Here is a 21,501-nt window from a genome sequence, read left to right on the forward strand (position 1 = left end):
GCACAGGCTGGTTTGGCGGTGCGCGCAGAAGCCGTGCTGGAACGGCCGCGAGCGCGCCTCAGCCCGTGGGCCCGCCGCTCGGCGTGGCCTTCCCCAGCCCCGTCGCCGACTGGCTCGGCGTCGCAGCGCCGGAACTGCTCGGCGCCGTCGTCGGGTTCGGGTTGCTGGTCGGCGGCGTCGTCGGCGCGGTCGAGGATCCCGTGGGGCCGGTCGACGGGGTCGTCGAGGGCGTGCTCGGGGCGCTCGGCGTCGAGCCGGAGGTGGAGGGCGTCGACGGCGTCGTGCTCGGCGTCTGGCCGCCGGACCCCGACGAGCTCGGCGGCGAGTCCGGCTTCTGCGAAGGCGTCGTGTCCTCGTGCGTGCCGTTCCCGCCGGGGTTCTCCGGCGCGGGCTGGTTGTTCGAGCCGCCGCTGCGCCCGGGGTCGTTGGTGAACACGTTGCTGTGGTAGCCGGGGAACTCGCCCTTGCGCGCGACCTCCAGCGCCGTGACCGCGCCGGTACCGATCAGGAAGCTCGCCACGGCCGCCGCGATCAGCGGCTTGCGGCCCGGGAGGCGGTCCTTCCACGTGCGCGGCGGGTCGTCGGTGGTGATTCTCGGCAGCGGGACGGTCTGCGCGCTTGGGCCGATCGCGCCGTACATCGCGCCGTTGGTCGCGCCGTACGTTCCGCGGTCGAGCACGACCGTCTCGTCCAGCCCGTGGTCGGCGACCGCCCGATCCGTCAGCGGCCGGATCAGCAGCGTCTCGTCGACCCGCGTCAACGCCGCGGGCTCATCGATCCGCGGGTGCGCCTCGACCCGCGCGGCTCGCTCGGCGCGCGCGCCCCGAGCCCGCGACAGGATCGCCGTCTCCAGCTGCTCCGGATCCAGCGCCGGCATCGCCTTGCGGGCCACGGTCTTCCCGCGCTCCAGCGAGTGCCCGATCAACGCGCCGGCCGACGTCGCCACGGCGCTGGCGACCGCGGCGCCGGCGATCGTGCCGGCCACGCCGAGCTGCGAACCCACCGCGGCGGCCAGGGCGGCGGCGCAGGCACTGGCCGCGATCTTGGTGACCGACAGGTCGAGTCTGTGCCGCCCCTCGGGGGCGGTGCTGTCGGTGGCTTCGGTGCGGTCGGTGTCTCGGTTCTCATTCGTCGGCGTAGTCATACGCTCATCAGTTTTCCAAGCCGCACCACCGATTCTCGAATCAAGGCCCGGGTTTTGTGACCGGACTCACGCCTCGTGCGGAGTTTGTCCTCAATTCTCCACGGAGCGAACGCGCTCGACCACGGCGCGCGCCAACTCCACCGGCGCCTGATCCGGGATCCAGTGGCTGACGCCTTCCAGTTCCATGAAGCGGTACGGGCCCGAGACGTTCCGCGCGCAGCCCTCGGCGGCGGCGCGGCCGATCGCGATGTCCTGGGTGGACCACACGAACGTCGTCGGGATCCGCACGTTCCCCAGCGTCGCCGACTGCTTGGCGTCGATCGCGCGGTACCAGTTCAGCGCGGCGGTCAGCGTCGGACGCTGGCTCAGGGCCGCGTAGTGCGGCAGGACCGCCGATTCCGGCAGCGGGGAGAACAGGTCGTGCAGCGAGCGGGCGCTGTTCGCCAGCAGCACGTCCTCCGCCTTGTCCTCCATGCGGAACAGCTGCACGTACGCCGAGCGCTGCCGCTGGTCCTCGCCTTCGGGGGTGTCGGCGGCCAGGACCTTGTAGAAGCCGCGCAGGTGCGGCACCGAGACGGCGGTCAACGTCCTGAAACGGTCCGGGTGCGCCACCGCGGCGTGCCAGGCGACGATCGCGCCCCAGTCGTGCCCGACCAGGTGCGCGCTGGGCAGGTGCAGGGCGTCCAGCAGGCCGACCACGTCCTCGACGAGCCGGTCGACGTGGTATTCGGCGACCTCGGTCGGGCGCGCGCCGGGGGAGTAGCCGCGTTGGTCCAGGGCGATGGTGCGCAGGCCTTCGGCGGCCAGCAGCCTGCTGGTCGCCTGCCAACTGGCCGAGGTCTGCGGGAAGCCGTGCAGCAGGACCACCGGGGGGCCGGTCTGCGGGCCTTCTTCGGTGGCCGCGAACTCGTATGCGCCGATGGTGACGTGGTACGCGCGCATGTGCGCCCCCTGTGCTTTGCCGGCGGCCGGGCGACCGCCTCGCCTGCAGCGACGCTACCGAGCCCTCGCCGTGTCGTCCATGGGGCTGACAAGTGCGTGCCTTCTTGCCAGCGCGCAGGCGGGTATTGCGAGCCGACACGGCCAAGACCGGATACCGTCTACCTCATGTCTGAACCGACCGCCCCCACCGCCGCCGACGTCCGCTCGGCCGCCGACGCCCTCAAAGCCGCGATCGACGCCCACCTGGCCGCGGTGGAAGGCCGGTCGGACGAGAGCGACCCGGCCGTGCGCACAGCGTTCCTGGCCATGGCCGCCGCCGCCGAGTCCTACGACGACGCGCTGTACGACACGTACAACGAGGTCACGCCGTTCGAGATCCCGAGCCAGTACGCCGAGGTGGCCGCGGACCCGGACAACCCGGAGGCGATCAGCGTCCTGATCCGCCGCGACTACCAGATCGAGCACCCGGGGCGGCTGCTCGGCGCGGCCCGCGGCCTGGCCGCCGGCGCGGTCGACCCGGAGGTGGACATCAGCACGGTCGCGGGCTCGCTGGCGGCGCTGTTCGACGTGTTCGACCCCGACGAGATCCACAACCGCTCCGACGAACTAGGCCTGCTCCCGGGCGACGGCACCACCTGGGTCCTGGCCACCGACCCGGAGGCCGTCGCCGACGAGCAGTGGTTCGAGGACCCGTTCTCCGACGCCGACCCGGAGCGGATCGTCTGCCGCTTCGACGTGATCGGCGACGAGGAGGAGGACGACGAGTACTTCGACACGTTCGCCGAGGACGGGTCGGAGGACGAGATCGACGGGATCGAGGTCGTTTAGCACGGCGCCGATCTTCAAGACGCGACCCCTGAACCGCGAAGGCACTCGCACGGGAGTGACCGCGGGGCAGGGGTCGCGGCGTGCTGGCACACGTTCAGGACGCGCCGCTGTCTGCGGTGGATGACCTTTGGTGCCACATCCAGCCGACGGCGTAAGTGTTTAGCAATCCGCTTATAGAAAACTCGCAACTAAAAAGCCCCCGACGATAGTGGGCGGGGGCTTCATCAAAGACGCTCCTACCCGATTATTTGTGCCTTAAGCCGGTTGAACTCTTCGTCGGTGATCGTTCCTGCGGCGCGCAGTTCGCCAAGCTGGCGTAGACGCTCGACGGGGTCGGCGGCCGGTGCGGCTTGAGGTGCGCTGCCGTAGGCGACTTGCGGGTAGCTGGGCTGAGGCGCGTACACGACCTGCGCGGGAGCCTGAGCCTGCTGCCTTGCCAGCTTCAGAGACTCTCGGGTGTTCTTCGCGGTCTTCTTGGTGTTCCGCGCGATCCGCTCCTTGTCGCTGCGGAAGTCGATGAGTCCCATGCTGGACAGCGACATGGTCTTCCGTATCAGTCCCACAGGCGGGTCCTCTCTAAAGGTGCGGGAAAGCGGGCACTCATTGTAGTGTTCTGCTCCGAGACTTCGCATGCGTTATGCGGCGGCTGTCGCCAATCCCGCAAAGTCCTCTGAGGTCACCTCGGTTAGTGGGCGCCGAAGGCTATGAATGCCTGGCGCGCCGCTGGGAGGCCGGCTGTTTGCATGCCCGCATACGTCGGGAATCCGGGGACTGACCGCGCTACATCCCGGTTTGGTGACGATGTTTAGACCCACAAGAACTGTCCGCCCCGGACCCTAGACTTCGCACATGACCGGAGGGGACCAGGGCGGATACGTGATCGACGGGCGCTTTGAGCTGCTGCAGCGGCTCGGCGGCGGCGGTATGGGGTTGGTGTGGCGGGCACGCGACCTGATGCTTCAGCGCGAGGTGGCGTTGAAGGAGGTGCGGACGCCGGACGCGTCGGTGCACGGCAGTGACCCGGCCGAGCAGCGCGTCGTGCGCGAGCGCGTGCTGCGCGAGGCGCAGGCGCTGGCGCGGTTGCAGCATCCGAACGTCGTCACGATCTTCCACATCGTCGACTCCTCCGAGCTGGCGCATCCCTGGCTGGTGATGGAGCTGGTGAGCGGCGGGTCGCTGGACTCGCTGCTGGACGAGCGGCTGCTGACCGTGCCCGAGGCGCTGCGGATCGGGCGGGGCGTGCTGGGCGCGCTGCGGGCCGCGCACGCCGCCGGGATCCAGCACCGGGACGTGAAGCCGGCGAACGTGCTGCTGCGCGAGAACGGCACGCCGGTGCTCACCGACTTCGGTATCGCCGCGCTGGAGGCCTCGCCGGGGCTCACCGCGACCGGGATGCTGATCGGCTCGCCGGAGTACATGGCGCCCGAGCGCGTGCACGGCATGGAGGGCAACCCGTCCTCGGACCTGTGGTCGCTGGGGCTGATGCTGTACGTCGGCCTGGAGGGCCGCAACCCGCTCAGCCGCGAGACCACGATCGCGACCATCGCCGCGGTGTCCGAGGGCTACGTCCCGCCGCCGTTCCGCAGCGGCGCGATGGCGCCGGTGCTGACCGCGCTGCTGGTGCCGGACCCGTCGCGGCGGCCGTCGGCCGAGCAGCTGGACGCGATGCTGGCGCAGGTCGAGGCCGGGCAGAACGTGACCGCTTTCCAGGCGCCGATTCCGGGGCCGCGGATGCCGGGCAGCGGGATGGCCGGGGGGATGCACGGCGGGATGCCGGGCGGCATGCAGGGCGGCCAGGGCGGCATGTCGGGCACCGGCAACGTGCCCGCGCCGGGCTCCCACGGCTACCCGGCGGGCTACGCGGGCTCCCCGGGCTCCCCGGGCTCCCCGGGCTCCCCGGGCTCCCCGGGCTCCCCGGGCTCCCCGGGCTCCCCGGGCTACGACGCGTGGCCGCAGACCCAGCAGTTCGGCGGCACCGGCCAGTTCCCGGTCACCGACCAGATACCCGGTGGCCCGCCCGGCCGCCCGCCGATCAACCCCTACGGCAACGGCTCCTCCTACCCCGGCGGCATGAGCGCCGAGGAGGCGTCGAAGTACCGCTCGAAGGCCTTCCGGCTGTCGACCATCTCCACGGTCGCCGTCCTGGGCGTGATGGGCTTCTCGGTCTGGGCCACGACGCGCGCCGAGAGCCACGCCAACCAGCAGGCCGGCAACGGGGCGGCGAACAACGCCCCGACGTTCTCGATGCCGACGTTCCCGAGCGTGCAGGCCAACGGCTCCTCGCAGGCGAGCTCCGGGCCGACCTCGGCCCAGACCTCCTCGCAGGGCTCGGCCGACAGCGGCTCCTCGACCGCGACCCAGCACCTGCTGACCCCGGCCGGCGTGCGCGCGGTGATCGGCCAGATCTTCGCGGTCAGCGGCGGCAACCGCGTGGCGTCGATGACCGTGTACGACGACCACGCGAGCTTCGACGTGATCAAGAAGACGGACTCCACCGTCTACGACACCTACTCCTTCAACAACGGCCAGGCCTCCTTCTCCATGACCGGCAGCACCCTGGACGACGGCGAGCCGGCCATCGACCCGACGACGGTGGACTGGGACGCCCTGCCGGCGCTGCTCAAGGACGCCGACAGCACGCTGAACGTGAAGAACCCGAAGTACCACTACGTGATCGTCGAGTCCGACATCATCGATCACTCGGTGAGCATGAAGGTCTATGTCGGCGACGACTACCGGAGCGGGTATCTCATCGCGGATCTGAAGGGGAAGATCATTCAGCGGTATCCGCAGTCGTAGCTCGTCGCGGTTGTCGCGGGCTGTCGCCCGGTTGTGTGCCGTCTCCTTCACCGCGCTCCGTTGGTAGCTTGGCTCACTCAAGGTCCTGACAGGGGGAAGAGTGAGCGAGCCCGACCCACGCCAATACGCGCACGCCGCAGCCGTCAACGCCGGACGGTACGAAGTCCCGGCCGTCCCGGGCGACTGGGACACCGGGATGCTGCGCGTCATCACCGACTCGGACCGCCTCACCGAGTTGATGCCGTTGCGGCGCGGGCAGGTGCAGGGGCCGGCAGTGCGCGGGGCGGAGCAAGGGCAGGGGAGTGGGAGCGCGAACCGGCTGGACTTCGGGCTGGAGGACCTGTGGTGGCCGGCCGCTGCGGCTGAAGCCGACACGCCTGGAACCCTGAGCGAAGCCGCCGACGGCACAACCGCTCGACCTCTACCTCGGCGTGCCACAGCCAAAGCCACAGCCAAAACCAAAACCGCCAGCGGCGCCCGCTCCACCACCGCGATGGCGACCGCGACCGTCGTCTCCCGCGTCGGCGGCATGCTCGCCCAACTCCTGCAGGCTGCGGCGCTCGGGTCGGCGGCGCTGGCGACCGCCTTCACCGTCGGCAACACCCTGCCGAACATGATCTACTTCCTCATCATCGGCGGGGCTCTGAACGCCGTCTTCATGCCGCAGCTGGTCGCGGCCATGCGGCGCGACCCCGACGGCGGCGCCGCCTACGTCAACCGGCTGCTGACGCTGGTGTTCTGTGCGCTGCTCGTCGTGACCGCGGTGGCGACGGTCGCGGCGCCGTGGATCGTCGCGGCCACGGCCGGCGGGCTGAGCTCCGCGCACCGGGAGCTGGCCGTGTCGTTCGCGCGCTACTGCATGCCGCAGATCTTCTTCTACGGCGTCTTCGCGCTCGTGGGCCAGGTGCTCGGGGCGCGCGGCCGGTTCGGGCCGGCCGCGTGGGCGCCGGTGCTGAACAACCTCGTGGTGGTCGCGGTGTTCGCCGGGTTCATCGCGGTCGGCGGGGCGAAGACCGGCCCGGACGGCAACCTCACGCTCAGCGCTTCGCAGAGCATGTTCATCGGCGTCGGGACGACTGCCGGAGTCGTCGTGCAGGCGGCCGTCGTGGTGCTGTTCCTGGCCGGATCCGGCGTGCGCTACCGGCCCAGCTTCGACTGGCGCGGCGCGGGACTGCGACAGGCCGCCGCCCCGGCGAAGTGGACGCTGGCGTACATGCTGGTCGGGCAGGCGGTCAACCTCCTGGTGATACACCTGGCCAGCGGCGTGGACGAGAACCCGGTCTTCAAGAACGAGGCGGTCGGCTACGCCGCCTACTCCAAAGCCCAGCAGGTCTGGATCCTGCCGCAGTCGGTCATCACCGTGTCGCTGCTGACGATGCTGCTGCCGCGGATGAGCCGGGCCGCCGCCGACGACGACCCGGCCGCGGTCCGCCGTGACCTCTCGCTCGGACTGCGCGTCTCGGGCGCGGCGATCGTGCCGTGCGCCTTCGCGTTTCTGGCGCTGGGCCCGCAGTTCGCCGTGGTGCTGTTCGGCTACGGCAAGACCGACGTGACGCAGGCGTACGGGATCGGACACATGCTCGCCGCGTTCGGCCTCGGCCTGATCCCGTTCTCCGCGCAGTACGTGATCCTGCGCGGGTTCTACGCCTTCGGCGACACCCGGACCCCCTTCACCATCGGCCTGATCACCGGCACGGTGAACGCCGCGATCGCGATCGGCGCCACCGAGGCCCTGGGCGGTACGCGCTGGCAGGTCGTGGTGATGGCCGCCGGCTCCGGGCTGTCCTCGGCGATCGGGCTGGTCTGGTCGGTGCGGCGGCTGCGGTCCCGGCTGGCCGTGGCGCCCGTGGCATCCGTGGCGCGCGGGTCCGCCGGGTCCTCGGCAGCAGCCTCGGCGGCACCCGGCAAGGGCGTGTCATGGGTCTACCGCCGTCTACTGCTCGCCGCGACCGTGGCCGGGGCGCTGGCCTACGCGGTGGCGCAGGACGTGGGGGCGCTCGCCGGGACCGCGCGCCCCGGCTCGATGCTGGCCGCCGCGGCCGGGGGCACGGCTCTGGTCGTTGTCTACGTTTTGGCGGCCAAGGCGCTGCGGGTGGCGGAGGTGGAGCAGTTGACGCGGCGGGTGCGGCGCCGGATCACGGGGTTGATTCCCAAGCTGGGATGAGGTGATTGAACCGAAACGTCCTGACCTGCCAACCAAGAAGTTACCCACTCGTCAAAACTCGTTGGTAACTTGGCCTTCACAGGGTCCTGATGGGGTGCCATTCTCTTCCGCAGCGCACCCCCATCCACCCCCACATGGAGGTTTCCTGTGCTCCCTCGTCCCCACAAGCGGACGCGGACGCGACGCCCCGTGCTCAAGCGGACGCTGCTCGTCCTGGCCGCGGTGACGACCGCCTTCACGACCGTCCTGGCGACCAACGCCGCGGCCGCCGGCGGCGTGAACTACGTCGCGCTCGGTGACTCCTACTCCTCCGGCGTCGGTTCCGGATCGTACATCTCGTCCTCGGGCAACTGCCTGCGCAGCACGCTCGCGTACTCCCAGCTGTGGGCCAACGCGCACAGCCCGGCCAGCTACACCTCGGTGGCCTGCTCCGGCGCCACCACCGCGGACGTGCTGAACAGCCAGATCTCGGCGCTGAGCTCGTCGACCAACCTGGTGTCGATCACCATCGGCGGCAACGACGTCGGCTTTTCCTCGGTGATGCAGACCTGCGTCCTGCAGTCCGACAGCGCCTGCCTGAGCGCCATCAACACCGCCACCGCGGCGGCCAAGTCGACGCTGCCGGGCAAGCTGGCGAACACCTTCTCCGCGATCGCCAACGCCGCGCCCAACGCGCAGGTCGTCGTGATGGGCTACCCCGAGCTGTACGACCTGGGCAACTCCTGGATCTGCCCGGGCCTGTCCACCACCGACCGGACCGCGCTGAACAACGCCGCCGACACGCTCGACAGCGTCATCCAGACCGCGGCGCAGAACGCCGGCGACTCCTACGCCGACGTGCGCAGCAACTTCTCCGGCCACGAGCTGTGCGACTTCTTCAACGAGTGGCTGCACTCGGTGAGCGTCAGCGACGTCACCGAGTCCTACCACCCGACGTCCGCCGGCCAGTCCGGCGGTTACCTGCCGGCGATGGACTCCGTCACCGGCTGAGGCGCGCACGCACTCTGATAACAGAACCGCGCCGGACCCCTCCCTTGGGGCCCGGCGCGGTTCTTTGCGTGGTTTGTCGCCAGCGGCTACAGCTCCCGCAGAACGGCCGGCAGCCGGGTGTGCCGCGGCCGGTCCGGGACGTTCGCCACGGCCTGCGGCAGCGCCGAACCCGCGCCGTGCACGATCGACAGGTGCCGCTCGGCCAGCCCGCACAGGCCGTACACCAGGGCCCGGGTCAGGCTGCCGGAGGACGGGCCGTCCAGCACCACCACGGCCGCCGGCCACGTGCCGCCCATCGCCTCGCGCGCGGTCAGGGCCCTGACCTGCTCGGTGCCCAGCCGCTCGCGCAGTGCCCGGGTGACGGTCTCGGCGCCGGCGTCGCCGGTGGCGCGGATGGTCACCACCTGGATGTCGTCCGGCGTCATGCCGAAGGTGCGCGGGATCGAGTCCGCGGCCAGCTGCACGGCGCGCGCCACGGCCTCCGAGGCGTCGCGGACCGGCACGATCACCAGCCGCTTCTCCGGATCGTTCTCCGGCGGCGGCAGCTCGCCCTCGCGCAGCGAGAAGCGCAGGTCGGTGAGCGGGTGCGGCTCGGAGTCGGCGGCGCGCACGCGCGGGACGCGGCCGTCGGAGGTGTACGCCAGCAGCGCCTCCGAGCGGGTCTCGAGCAGGTCGCGGAACGGCTGGCCGGGGCCGGCCGGGCCGGGCTCGGCGGGGTCGCCGGCCAGCAGCACGCGCATGCCCTCGGGGACCGCGTCGAGCAGGGCGGCCAGGTCCTCGGCGTCGATCTGGTGCGCCGCGGAGACGACGACCAGGCCGGGCTGGGGGTCGGCGAACTCGACGGCGGGGGGTTCGGGCGCTTCGGCCTCGGCGCCGGCACCCGGAGCGGCATCCGCGCCGGCTTCGGCATCCGCGTCGGCCGTCGGCTCGGCGGTGTCAGAGCTCGTGGCTTCGGCGGCTTCGGCGGCTTCGGCAGCTTTGGCTTCGGCATCCGCCTCGCCGGTCGGGCCGGGCTCGGCGGCCGCCGCGCCGCCGCGCGGGCCGGGCACCGTCTCGGCGCTCGCCGCCTCCGCGTCCTCCCCGCGCCCCAGCGAGGCCAGGTACTCCCGCACCGACAGCACCGTCAGCTCGGTCCCGCCGAGCTCGCGGTTCAGCGTCCGCACGCTGGCCGCGTTCCCGCCGATTATCGCCACCGGCACCCCGGCCGCCGCCGCGGCCTCGGCGAACCCGGCGATCTGCGCCGTCTTGGCGATCCCCGGCGCGGTCGCGACCAGCGTCAGCCCGGAGGACCCGACGCTGTCGCGCAGCTCGCCGTGGATGCGGTCGCCGGTGACGTCCAGCCGCTCCCAGCCCTCGCCGAGCGGTTCGGGGGTGGCCAGCAGCCGCTGGATCGCCTCGCCGACGCCCTCCTCGGCGAAGGCGTAGCGCTCCCGGCTGATCATCAGACCGGAGGCGCCGCCGGGCTCCTCGGCGGGACCGGCGCCGGAGCCGTCCTCGTCCTCCTCCTCGACCGCGTTGGAGAACGCGAGCATGTCGCCCTCCTCCAGCGCCGCCTGCAGCGCCCCGGCCGGGTCGCCGAAGCCGAGCGTGCCCAGCGCCGAGCACAGCACGTCGGCCGGCTGCGCGGTGTGCCCGTCCAGGGCCGCGCGGTCCAGCAGCCAGGCCAGCACCGCCCGCGCCCGCCGCGGGTCCTGCGGGCCCGCGGTCCCGCCGAGCACGCTGCGTGCGAAGCCGTCGGCGGCCTCGGGGCGCACGCCGGGCACCGACAGGATCAGCCACGGGTCGGCGGCCAGCCGGGCCGCGGCCTGCTCGCCGAGCGTCGCGGCCACCCGCGGGGCCAGGTCGCCCGGCGCCCCGGCGGAGGCCAGGAGCTGGTCCAGGGACGGTGCGTCCGGTTCGGTCATCGTCACTTCTCGTTCCATCCGTATCTGCGGTAGTGCTCTGCGGTGGTGCCTGTCACTGATTGTGCGTGTGCTGGCCGACCAGCCGCGGGCGGGCCGGCTGCCAGGTGTGCTCCGGGTACCCGATGTCGGGCTCGGAGACGTCGTCGAGCGCCTCGCTGATCTCGCGGGGCAGGGTCAGCTGTTCGGCGCTCAGGCAGCCGCGCAGCTGCGCCACGGTGCGCGGGCCGATGATCGGGGCGGTGACGCCGGGCCGGTCGCGCACCCAGGCCAGCGCCACCTCCAGCGGCGCCACCCCCAGGCCGTCGGAGGCGATCATCACCGCGTCCACGATGCCGTCGCCGGGGCCGTCCAGGTAGGGCTCGACGAACGGCGCGAACATCGCCGAGGCGGCCCGGGAGTCGGCCGGCACCCCGGCGCGGTACTTGCCGGTCAGCACCCCGCGGCCCAGCGGCGACCAGGGGAGCAGCCCGATGCCCAGGTCCACGGCGGCCGGCTGGACCTCGCGCTCGATCCCGCGCTGCAGCAGCGAGTACTCCATCTGCGCCGAGGCGATCGGGGCCCGGCTGAAGTCGGCGGACTGCCAGGTCGCGGCGCGGGCCAGCTGCCAGCCGGTGTAGTTGCAGACGCCGACGTAGCGGGCCCGGCCGGAGGACACCGCGGCGTCCAGCGCGGCCAGCGTCTCCTCCAGCGGGGTGGCGGCGTCGTAGGCGTGCAGCTGCCACAGGTCGACGTAGTCGGTGCCCAGGCGCTTGAGCGAGCCGTCCAGGGCGTTCAACAGGTGCCGGCGGGAGGCGTCGAAGCGGCGCGGGCCGAACGGGACGCTGACCGCCTTGGTGGCGATGACCACGTCGGACCGGATGCCCTCGACCATGCGGCCGACGATGTACTCGGCGTCGCCGTCGCCGTAGACGTCGGCGGTGTCGATGAGCGTGCCGCCGGCGTCCAGGAAGGTCTTGAGCTGGTCGGCGGCCTCGTGCTCGTCGGTGTCCCGCCCCCAGGTCATCGTGCCCAGCCCCAGCCGGGACACACGCAGGCCCGTCCGCCCCAGGTGTCGCTGCTCCATGACAGGTGACGCTATCGGTTGCCGGGGACACCGCGTGGGCGGCGTCACCATCGCGCCGCTTCCTACTGGCGAGTAATATCACCGACGACGGTGCCGCGATCGCGCGCGCCGAGGTGGATCTGGCGTCAATCATGCCACCGGCGGGTGGTCCAGCGGACAGGAGTGGGCGATGAAGCTCGGCGTGAACATGGGCTACTGGGGCGCGGGCAACGACGCCGAGAGCCTGGAGGTCGCCAAGGAGGCGGACCGCCTGGGATACGCGGTGTGCTGGGCCGCCGAGGCCTACGGCAGCGACGCCGCGACCGTCCTGACCTGGATCGCCGCCCACACCGAGCGCATGGACGTGGGCTCGGCGGTCTTCCAGATCCCGGCCCGCACCCCGGCCATGACCGCGATGACCGCCGCCACCCTGGACACCCTGTCGAACGGCCGCTTCCGCCTGGGCCTGGGCGTGTCCGGCCCGCAGGTCTCCGAAGGTTGGCACGGCGTCCCCTTCGCCGCGCCGCTGGGCCGCACCCGCGAGTACGTGGCCATCGTCCGCAAGGCCCTGACCCGCGAACGCCTCACCTACGACGGCAAGCACTACACGCTGCCGCTGCCCGGCGGCCCCGGCAAGCCGGTGAAGCTGACCGTCCACCCGGTCCGCGAGACCATCCCGGTCTACCTGGCCGCGATCGGCCCGAAGAACCTGGAGCTGACCGGCGAGATCGGCGACGGCTGGCTCCCGGTCTTCTTCAGCCCCGAGCACGCCGGCGAGCACCTGGAGCACATCCGCGCCGGCCGCGCCAAGGCCGGCAAGACCGGCCTGGACGGCTTCGACATCGCCCCGACCGTCCCGACGGTCATCGGCGACGACGTCCAGCTGTGCGCGGACCTGGTCCGCTGGTACGCGGCCCTGTACATCGGCGGCATGGGCAGCAAGGAACAGAACTTTTACAACCAGCTGGCATGCCGCATGGGCTACGAGAAGGAAGCCGACGAGGTCCAGCAGAAGTACCTGGCCAAGGACTACGCCGGCGCCGCCGCGGCGGTCCCGTTCGAGTTCATCGACCGCACGAGCCTGATCGGCCCGAAGGAGCGCATCGCCGAGCGGATGGTCGCGTACAAGGAGGCCGGCGTGACCACGCTGAGCGTGGCGGCGGCCTTCGGCGACCTGGAGACCCGGATCGGGATCGTGCGCACGGCGGTGGAGGCGGCCGAGGAGGCCGGTATCGGGTGATCCGGCGGTTGGATCCGGTGATCTCGGGGCCTGAGAATCGGGTAAGGACCCTGGCTGTCCAGGAGAAGGTCATCGACGTGCTACCGGATCGTCATTAAAATTTCGATGTGCCGACCGCGAGTTCCCCAGGTGTCGAGTCCGTGATCGACGCGATAGCCGAGTACGAGCTGAGATATCGCGACCGCACCGAGGAAGGGGAGTGCAGCGAGGAGGAGCTCCTGGAACTTCTCGACAGCTACCTGCCGGACCTGGTCTACGCCTTCGATAGTAAGGTCCCCCCGCCGCGCGAGCGCAGGGGGGCCTTGGCGCTGGACAAGGAGTACTACGAGTGGCACAAGATCACCAGCGGCGACCCCGAGACCCGCCGCGCCGCCGTGATCCGCTCCTACCTGGCCACCGAGACAGAGCGCCGGGGGCAGTTCCGCATCAGCCGCTCTCAGAACAGCCGCCTGGCCGACCACTTCGACGCCATGGGCAAGGAGTTCATAGAGCTCGGCATGCCGGGACACGCGGCAGTGGCATATCAGAGCGCGGCCGACCTGTACCTGCCGCTTCAACAGAAGTCACGGCGTGAACGTGCTCTGCTGAACTGGCGCCGGGCCCAGCACCTGGCGCGTCCCAGCGGCTTCCAGCGCTTCTTCGAAGGCATCTACGACGGCGTCTGCGGGTACGGATACCGTCCGTTCCGGATGCTGGGGTGGATGGCCGTCACGCTGGCGGTGTTCAGCGTGGTGGTGTGGCTGTCCGGCGGGCCCGGGTACGTGAGGTCGTTACACGGGTGTCTGATCGACTTCCTGAACCCGCTCTCGTTCGGCGACCTGGACAGTGCCTTCAGTGACCCGGCGCAGGTGTTGCTGATCATCGAGAGCTACGTCGGAAGCATCTCGATGGCCATCTTCTTCGCGTTCCTGGTCAGGGATTAGCAGGGTAAGGATTCTTCACCAGCGACCGGTGCAGCACCTTGCGGGGCTCGCCGGTCCCGTAGTAGTCCGGCTGTTCGTCACCCTGCTGAGCGAACCCGAACCTCTGGTAGAGGCGGTAGGCGGCTTGGTTGTCGGGCCGCACGGTGATGTAGGCATCGGAGACATGTGCCTCCATCATCAACTCCAGCGCCCGCTGCATCAGCTGCCGCCCCACGCCTTTGCCCTGGTCCCGTTCGCTGACCGCCAGGCCCATCAGCCAGGCCTCGGTGTTGTCCGAGTTCGGACACACCAGAGCGTAGCCGGTCAGGTCGCCCTCGTATTCCGCGACCCACCAAGTCCTGCGGAACAGAACATACAGCGACTTCAGATAGACCATCGAGTAGGCCACGTCCTTGAAGACCTCTTTGTCGAGAACCTCAAGGGCGGCCAGATCGTCCTCCGCGACGGGACGTAGGCGTACGTTGCCGGACGTTCTGGGATCGACAGAACTATGCGTCGCGGAGTTGGTGGTCACGCACACCTCGTCTGAAGTCGGACGTTTACAGGTCGCTGATAGGGGGTATGGGACCACCTTCAAGGGCATGCTACCGGCACGCGGCACCGCTGCGTAGGGAAGTCACTCTTTTCAGTGTCCGTGGCTCGGCTCACGCTTGGTTCGCAAGCGTCGCGCCCCTAGAAGCGCCGGGGCGGCCTGATCTTCACCTGGTCCCTGAGGTCGCGGATCCGCGCGACCTGACGCTCGAACAACCGCGTGTAGTGTGTCCGGCTCTCCATAGCTTCCCACAACGCCTTCATATCTGAGTTGAGGTGAGTGGGTGGCATCCAAAGTGGAACCAACTCGTTAAGGGCGAACAGGAGAGAATCCAGCGGATCGCGGTCGCGGGCGATGTCCGTCTCGGCCCGGGGCACGATGACGTCCTGCACGGTGGTCAACAGCCACTCGTGCAGGGCGAACTCCTCGCAGAAGCGGATCAGCGTCGGGAGATCCTCCGGTGCGCCGGTCAGCCGGATGACGTGGAAGTTCGGCAGGTCGCTCTTGGCTATGCCGACCGTCGGCTTGGCGTCCGGCGTCAGGGTCGCGGCCCACCGGACCACGGCGGTGCCGGCCCGCAGCGCGGTGGTGTGGTTCAGGGTCTCGCTCTGCTGCACGTCGTCGATGATGCGGTCGCTGATCGAGGCCAGGTCCAGGCCGCGGGCCGGCGAGATGTCGGCCAGGTAGCCGTCGATGACGTTGTGCGGGCTCGGCGAGCCCAGGACCTCCACGACACCCTGGTGCCGCAGGTAGTGCCGCCACTCGCGGCGTTCCTTGGAGGTCGCCTCGGTGAGCGCCACATGTGCGGTGCCCTGCAGGATCCGGCCGTTGGTGACCACCGCGTGGCTCAATACGGTGCCGATGGCCCGGCCCCGGCCCTCGCGGGCCACGTGCAGCCGGCAGTCCACCCCGGTGACCTGCTCCGGGGAGACGACGCGGCGGACCGGCCGGTCCACCTTGCTCACCGGGGAGCCCGGGGTGAGCTGCATCAGGGCGACGCTCGCCGAGGGGGACAGCGTGCCCAGGTTCTGGATCAGGCACGTGCGCACCTCGCCGAAGCCCAACCAGGGCTGCGTGCCGTCGTCGTGGACGGCCGGGCTCCGGTCCCGATCAGTCGTTGTGCGTGACATGGACGTCATCGAAGAACAAGTGGCTCACCCGACCGACGGGATTGTCGGGTAACGTGACCGGATTCGTCTCATCCCGGGCCCGGTCGGCGGTCTGCTTCAGGACCTTTCCGTCGAACCGCAGGTGGTCGACGATGATCTCGGCGGCGTGTTCGGCCGCCCGGAAGTGCGGCGGGAGTAGGGAAAGCACCTGATACGCGGCGAACGGGGCCGCATCCGGCGTCAGCTGGGTGATGCTCGGCAGCTGCGACCAAAGCTCCGGCAGGGCCTCGTTGGATCCGAACCGGTACGGTTTGGCCACCGCTTTACCGGCGTTGCGCAACAGGCCCAGCCGCAGCAGTTGCCACACCGCCGAAAGCAGTGAACACGAGTACTGCCGTTCGGCTTGCGGCATGGACTTGTCGACGCTCCACAGTTCGATGTCGACGAACACCGAGTGCTTGTACTTTCCGAACTCCTCAGGCGGATCCCAGTCCGGAGCATCCATCGCCACCGCGACGGCGGGGGAGCGTTCGCCGTTGGACAGCCAGCCGGTCTGCGCCGTCGGCGGCCGGGAACCGTTGGCACCGACCGCGGCCTCCTCCACGATCAGCCCGGCGACGATGTCCGCCAGCGCACTCCGGTCGCGCGGCCCGGAGTGCGGCCGCTCGCAGGCGATTGCGCAGCCGGCCTCCCGCGCCAGGTAGTCGATCCGGAATCCGGCCTGGTCGGCGGCGGCGGTGACGATGTCGACCACCTCCGAGGGCTTGGGCTGCTCCAGGCTCGAACTCGACGGCGTGTAGTCGTCGACCAGGAAGCAGGTGCTGATGCGGGCGTTGCGGCCGAACCGCTTGTGGATCCGCTTGCCCGCCGCCTCCAGCCACGGTGCCGCCTGCTCCAGCTGCCGGGCGATCTTGCGGTCGCCGTCGGCGAAGTCGTCCAGATACAGGTGCCCGGTCTCGATCGAGAGGTGGCCCAGCGGCACCGCTTCCACCTTCGTGCTCTGGGTCACCTCGTCGTATCTCACGTCCACGGCCGTCACAGTCCTTCCCAGAATCTCTCGTCCGACAGTTTCGCGGCGAGGTCCTCGAAGGCCTGCACGGTGGCCTGGTTGGCGATCTTCAGTCCGCTGACGTCGGAGTCGTCGATCACCTGCTCGCTCCACTGGAGCATCGGGTCGTAGGGGATCTGCCCGGCCAGGCGAGCCCGGCCCATGCGGAGCTTGTCGGCCTGCTCGCGCAGCCTCTGGTCGTAGCGGCGCAGCCAGGCGCCCTGCGCCGGGCGGGTCACCGACTCCTGATCCACTCCCAGGTCCACGACGGCGGTGCGGACGTAGCGAACGGAGTTGTTCAGCTTCAGGGGATCGTGGCCGCGGCGCTCGCCGGCCTTGAGTAGCCCCTTCTCGCCGAACACCAGGCCGTGCGCGGCCAGGATGTGCTGCTTGGTCCAGCGGTGGAAGACCAGCCAGCGGCTGGTCAGGGCCCTGAGTTCGAGCCGGGCGGTGGCTTCCAGGACCAGGTCGACGGCGTACGAGCGGCCCGCGGACAGGTCCACGATGCACAGGTCGAACTCCCGGTCCAACTTCAGGAACAGCTGCGCGCAGCGGGCCGGCATGTCGGCGCTGATCGAGAACTCCCCGCCGTCCTTGTCTCCGGGCAGCAGGACCAAGCGGCCTGCTCCGGAGATGCGCGGCAGGTCGCGCAGTGTGTCGCTGTCGGAGTGCAGCGCCGTGTCCAGCTGCTGGGCCTCAGTGTGCTTGGTGAAGTACGAGTGCAGACCCGAGGCGTCCACGCCGCGCTCGGCCTTCGGCACGTCGAAGATCGCGCCGGCGGTCGGCGATCCGAAGTCGAAGTCGAGATAGGCGACCGTCTCACCCTGCAACGCCCGTCGGTAGGCCATGTTGCAACTGGTCACCGAACGCCCCGTGCCTCCCTTGTCGGAGGTAGCGAATATCAGCACGTCATGCGCTCCTGCTCGCTGCCTGGCGGGCGAAGGCCAGTTGGTCCAGGTCCCTGAGCACCTTGTCGGCCAGCGCCGCGGCGGTGGCCGGCCGTTCGGCGATCAGCCGTTCGGCGCGGTTCAGTGACTGCTCCGCCTCCCGCAGCAGCTTCTGTTCCTGGGAGCCGCCGGCCGTCGGCGTGGTCAGCCGTTCCTGGTCCAGGATGTGCCGGGCTTCGGCGATCTTGGCAGTGGCCTCGTCGACCTGACCCTGGTCGGCCAGCGGCGGGGCGCTGATCAGCGTCGCGGCGGCGACGAAGACCTCGATGGCACGCTCGGTCATGTCCCAGGCGGGCGTGGCCGGCGCGGTCGCGACGCCGGGGTACAGGTTGGCGGGGTGGTCCCACAGCCCGTCGGGCTGCTGGTGTCGTCGGGCGAGCAGGTGCTCCACCACCGCGTCCGTGATCTCGATGAGGCGGGCCCGGTTGCGCCGGCTGGTGCTGACCCTGGCGACCCGCAGCGCGGTCTTGCCCAGCGTGGCGGCGAAGCCGTTGTAGGACCAGGCCAGCGCCGGCCCTTCCTTCTCCGATCCCTTCAAGGGCATCAGGACGCCGGGTTCGTGCAACAGGACCCCGCGGTCGTCCTCCGCCGCGCGCCGGCTCACCAGACCGCGCTGGCCCAGTTCCTCCAGCACCGCGACACTCTTCCCGATGGTGCCGGTGTTGCCGCCGCCCTGCTGGGACAACGCGACGATGGAGAGCACCAGCTCGGTGAAGTAGGGCGAGCTCTGGCCGTCGGTGGACTGCCACGGCACGTCCTCGATCGGCCAGCGGGGGCCGGCGCCGAAGGTCGCGATCGTGGCCCAGTACTGCAGGGCCAGACCCCAGCGCAGACTCAGGGCCTCACGCAGGGACTGCTGCTCGGACGTCAACAGCCCCTGGCGGGTGGTGCGGACGGAGAAGAGGTCGGACAGACCGTCGAGGGCGTTGACTGTGAAGTGCAGGACCGGACGGGATTCGGCGACGCCGTGCGGCTGGTTCACGCCTTCGGCGGATGGCAGATCGATGTCGGTGGCGTCCTGCGCCACCCCCCAGGCCCAACCGCACTCGAAGAAGCGCTCCGGATAGTCGCGCAGCATCCGCTCGTTCTCCGCCGGCAGCCCGAAGGTCAGCTCCGGGAGCTTGTCGCGCACCGGCTGCAGCTGGTCGCGCAGGTCCTGGGTCAGCGTGCGGCCCACGACCCGGCCCTGGCTGACCGTGCGCAGCAGGACGGCTTCGGCGACCGAGTCGGGGTCCAGGACGTTGACCACGAAGGAACGCAGCAGGCCCACCATGGCCGCGGTCAGGCGGGTGTCCATGGCCAGGATGGCGGTGTCGATCCGACTCTGCAGGTCGCGCCGCTCGACCGTGCGCTGGAACTCGCGCAGGAAGCCCTTCGCCGACAGACAGAGGGTGACGGAGATCGAGTACGACTCGGTGACGTCGAAGTCCAGCTGCTCGGGCTTCACCTCGGCGCCCGGCTCCTCGGTCAGCAGGTAGGAGCCGCCGCTGAAGGTCGGGCCGTCCTCGTCGGTGTAGCGCGCGACGTAGGTCTCCAGCGCCTCCAGCATCCGCATCGGGATGTCCAGGCCGCTGCCCATGGGCCTGAGCACCGCGAGCATGTCGTCCTCGATGGCGTCCGGACGGTCCAGGCGGAAGCCGGGGACTTCGGTGGCGGGGTAGAGCAGGACGAGGATCTGCTCGGCGTCGCTGATGCTGTTGGAGGCGTAGCGACCACCCCAGGCCCACTCCCCGCTGCTGAACGTCGAGCGCGCGAAAGCCCGCCACGTGTCCAGGATGTGTTGTCGTGGGTTCGTTCTCAAAGCTTCCGCCCCTGCCCTGACCTGCCCCGATTGCGCGTGCTCGGCCCCATGTCGCATGCGGGATCAGCACCGCGTTGTCTGCCAGCCAGAGCCCCTACCCACGATGACGAGTTCTGATACATCCAGGTGGCGGGATTCCGGTGAGTCGCGCGGGGCTGCGGCGTGCGCCTATAGCATGGTGACCAGGAAACAGAGCTCTGACATGGTGATCTTCTCGGCTGGGAGGCCGCGGTGCGGATCGAACCACGGAAGCAGATTCTGGATATCTGGCGCTACATGCTGGAGTACTGCTACGTCGACGGCGAGTGGGTTTGGGGCGGTCGCGCCAAATCCAATCCCATCGCCGACGCCGAGCAGTTACTGTGCTTGTTCTGGCCGATGACGCAGATCGCCACGTTCAGCGTGCACGATTCCGACGAGACACAGGCCGACGTGGCCGCCGCGCTGCGGCCGCTGGGTGAGGCGACCCGCATCCCGCGGACGCTCGTCGAGATCGCCCTGGAGTACTTCAAGAACCACACCGATGCGGACGACGAGCCCCGGTTCGGGGCCGGCAGCTATCTCCAGGCCCTGGACCCGAACGCCACGGTGCCGACGGACGCCTCGACGCAGGAACTCGAGGTCGTCGACGCGTATTCGATGTCGATCACTCTGTGCCTGTCGCTGCTGTTCTTCGTGGACTCGCGCCTGGAGCTGGAGATCCAGGCCAAGCACCGGGAGAACCTGCGGGACCTGCAACGCCGGGCCTCGCGGCGGCTGACCGCGGCGATGGTCGGCATGCTGCGCAGTTTCGTCATCAACTCGGTGACCGTCGACTCCGACCCGGGCCGCGCCATCATCGAGATGCTACGGCAGGGCGACAGCACCGACGCCGAGATGGCGAAACGGCTGGCTGAGCGCTTCGAGCGCCTGCGTACCCAGATCACGACCTCCCTGCGCCTGGGTTTGTCCGACGACGCGAAGCCCGAGAAGGACCAACTCTTCGAGTGCGGGTGGACCTGGGGTATCGCCAACGGTTCGAAGCCGATCGAGGAGGACTATGCCGTAGGGCTCAAGGTCTCGGAGAAGACCGGCTACGCGCAGTCCCGACCCTGGCTGTACTTCACCGTGAACGCGCTCGACGGCATCGTCGACTTCACCTCGCGCCGTGCCGCCGCCCTGAACGTCATGGACGACGGCCAGCGCGACCTCGCCGACGCGTTGTCCCTGCGCTGGGAGCTGACACAGCGCTATTGGTCGACGGTCGCCCGCTTCGACGCTGAGCGGTGGCCGCTGGAGGACATCCCCTGGCGTACCAGTGACGGCCAGGAGTCCGACTACTACTCGCTCCTGGTCATGTCCGTGCTGATCCAGGACCTGGTCGCGAGAACCGCCACCGACGCCGACCTGCTCAAGGCGATCGGCATCCTCCAGGAGCTGGCGCAGCGCGGCCGGATCACCCGCCGGATGTCCGAGGGCGACGAGGCGCTCGCGCTGCACTACCCGGGTGTGCCGCAAGGTCTGGGCGGCAGCGACGAGGCCGTCGGCACCGCACTGGTGTTGTTCACTTCGGACTACGCGCCGCTGATCATCAAACGGTCCCTCCAGGCCGCGCAGCTGACCGACGATGTCGAGGCCCGCGAGGCGCTCATGGGCCTGGCCGAGGCGGCGATGGACCACCTGTACGAGCGGCGGATGACGCGCAACGGCGACCCGATCGAGCTCTGGGACGATCTCAGTGCCTTCCCCGGGATGACGGGCGTCAAGTTCGAGCAGCCGTCGTGGTATCTGACCGAGCGCGTGGTCGAGGCGCTGGTCGCCACCGCGATCGCGTTCGAGCAGGAACCGCCGCGCAGCCCGGTGTTGTACGAGCATCTGCTCAGGCTCCTCAACGAGGCGGACCACGTCTACAACCGGGAGCTGCTGCGGTCGAACGTCTTCGAGAAAACGGCACTGCGTGACCGTCTGGAGGAGATCGGAACATTGATCGCGCGAGCTCGTGAGCTCAGCCGACGCCGCACGAGCACCGCGATCGCCAAGACGGAGGAGGCACTGCGGCTGCTGGACGCGCTGGAAGTGGCTCGTCTCGATGCCGGCCGGAGCCGCTGA

At 70.1% G+C, this 21,501-nt stretch carries 17 protein-coding genes; 7 read left to right on the forward strand and 10 right to left on the reverse strand.

The genetic code is table 11. From position 1 onward, the window contains the following. Positions 1–58: 58 nt before the first annotated feature. Both ABH920_RS35860 and ABH920_RS35865 read right to left on the reverse strand, forming a co-directional pair. Positions 59–1,144, reverse strand: coding sequence for a hypothetical protein (locus tag ABH920_RS35860; RefSeq protein WP_370353708.1), 1,086 nt, complete (start codon positions 1,142–1,144; stop codon positions 59–61). 90 nt (positions 1,145–1,234) lie between these two features. Continuing rightward, entirely contained in the window at positions 1,235–2,086 is an 852-nt protein-coding gene (locus ABH920_RS35865) for an alpha/beta fold hydrolase (RefSeq protein ID WP_370353709.1), read from the reverse strand. Positions 2,087–2,251: 165 nt separating this feature from the next. Between ABH920_RS35865 and ABH920_RS35870 the strand changes: the two genes are divergently transcribed. After that, complete coding sequence (locus ABH920_RS35870; RefSeq protein WP_370353710.1) at positions 2,252–2,914, forward strand: hypothetical protein; 663 nt, start codon at positions 2,252–2,254, stop codon at positions 2,912–2,914. Positions 2,915–3,150: 236 nt separating this feature from the next. Here the strand turns inward: ABH920_RS35870 and ABH920_RS35875 are convergent, their stop codons facing one another. Then, complete coding sequence (locus tag ABH920_RS35875; RefSeq protein WP_370353711.1) at positions 3,151–3,441, reverse strand: SHOCT domain-containing protein; 291 nt, start codon at positions 3,439–3,441, stop codon at positions 3,151–3,153. A gap of 322 nt (positions 3,442–3,763) precedes the next feature. On the opposite strand from ABH920_RS35875, the gene ABH920_RS35880 reads away from it, so the two are divergent. The 3 genes from ABH920_RS35880 (at position 3,764) to ABH920_RS35890 (ending at position 8,867) form a co-directional block, all read left to right on the forward strand. Then, positions 3,764–5,713, forward strand: a complete 1,950-nt coding sequence (locus ABH920_RS35880; protein ID WP_370353712.1) for a serine/threonine-protein kinase — start codon at positions 3,764–3,766, stop codon at positions 5,711–5,713. Positions 5,714–5,813: 100 nt separating this feature from the next. Continuing rightward, positions 5,814–7,877, forward strand: coding sequence for a murein biosynthesis integral membrane protein MurJ (murJ, locus tag ABH920_RS35885; RefSeq protein ID WP_370353713.1), 2,064 nt, complete (start codon positions 5,814–5,816; stop codon positions 7,875–7,877). Positions 7,878–8,024: 147 nt separating this feature from the next. After that, on the forward strand, positions 8,025–8,867 hold the full coding sequence (locus ABH920_RS35890) for an SGNH/GDSL hydrolase family protein (protein ID WP_370353714.1): 843 nt from the start codon (positions 8,025–8,027) through the stop codon (positions 8,865–8,867). 86 nt (positions 8,868–8,953) lie between these two features. Here ABH920_RS35890 and ABH920_RS35895 read toward each other — a convergent pair whose 3' ends face one another. Both ABH920_RS35895 and ABH920_RS35900 read right to left on the reverse strand, forming a co-directional pair. Continuing rightward, entirely contained in the window at positions 8,954–10,771 is a 1,818-nt protein-coding gene (locus tag ABH920_RS35895; RefSeq protein ID WP_370353715.1) for a helix-hairpin-helix domain-containing protein, read from the reverse strand. Positions 10,772–10,823: 52 nt separating this feature from the next. Beyond that, entirely contained in the window at positions 10,824–11,834 is a 1,011-nt protein-coding gene (locus ABH920_RS35900; protein WP_370353716.1) for an aldo/keto reductase, read from the reverse strand. A 169-nt stretch (positions 11,835–12,003) separates the two neighbouring features. Between ABH920_RS35900 and ABH920_RS35905 the strand changes: the two genes are divergently transcribed. Together ABH920_RS35905 and ABH920_RS35910 are read left to right on the forward strand one after the other, a co-directional pair. After that, a complete protein-coding gene (locus ABH920_RS35905; protein ID WP_370353717.1) occupies positions 12,004–13,053 on the forward strand; it encodes an LLM class F420-dependent oxidoreductase in 1,050 nt (349 codons plus the stop codon). Between the two features lie 140 nt (positions 13,054–13,193). Further along, entirely contained in the window at positions 13,194–13,976 is a 783-nt protein-coding gene (locus ABH920_RS35910) for a hypothetical protein (RefSeq protein ID WP_370353718.1), read from the forward strand. Here the strand turns inward: ABH920_RS35910 and ABH920_RS35915 are convergent. The 5 genes from ABH920_RS35915 to ABH920_RS35935 all read right to left on the reverse strand — a co-directional run bounded on the left by ABH920_RS35915 (position 13,966) and on the right by ABH920_RS35935 (position 19,413). Next, the gene (locus ABH920_RS35915) at positions 13,966–14,490 is read right to left on the reverse strand and encodes a GNAT family N-acetyltransferase (protein ID WP_370353719.1); all 525 of its coding nucleotides are present in this window, start codon (positions 14,488–14,490) and stop codon (positions 13,966–13,968) included. The genes ABH920_RS35910 and ABH920_RS35915 overlap by 11 nt on opposite strands. Positions 14,491–14,648: 158 nt before the next feature. Then, on the reverse strand, positions 14,649–15,638 hold the full coding sequence (locus ABH920_RS35920) for an SCO2521 family protein (protein WP_370353720.1): 990 nt from the start codon (positions 15,636–15,638) through the stop codon (positions 14,649–14,651). After that, positions 15,619–16,647 (reverse strand): SCO2522 family protein, encoded by a 1,029-nt coding sequence (locus ABH920_RS35925; RefSeq protein ID WP_370353721.1) that lies wholly within the window; start codon positions 16,645–16,647, stop codon positions 15,619–15,621. Before ABH920_RS35925 ends, ABH920_RS35920 begins: the two co-directional genes overlap by 20 nt. A gap of 5 nt (positions 16,648–16,652) precedes the next feature. Continuing rightward, entirely contained in the window at positions 16,653–17,573 is a 921-nt protein-coding gene (locus ABH920_RS35930) for an SCO2523 family variant P-loop protein (protein ID WP_370353722.1), read from the reverse strand. Position 17,574: 1 nt separating this feature from the next. Further along, positions 17,575–19,413 (reverse strand): SCO2524 family protein, encoded by a 1,839-nt coding sequence (locus ABH920_RS35935; protein ID WP_370353723.1) that lies wholly within the window; start codon positions 19,411–19,413, stop codon positions 17,575–17,577. Between the two features lie 231 nt (positions 19,414–19,644). On the opposite strand from ABH920_RS35935, the gene ABH920_RS35940 reads away from it, so the two are divergent. Next, positions 19,645–21,501: an SCO2524 family protein gene (locus ABH920_RS35940; RefSeq protein ID WP_370353724.1), complete on the forward strand. Its 1,857-nt coding sequence runs from the start codon at positions 19,645–19,647 to the stop codon at positions 21,499–21,501.

The organism is Catenulispora sp. EB89, assembly GCF_041261445.1.
Classification (GTDB): domain Bacteria; phylum Actinomycetota; class Actinomycetes; order Streptomycetales; family Catenulisporaceae; genus Catenulispora.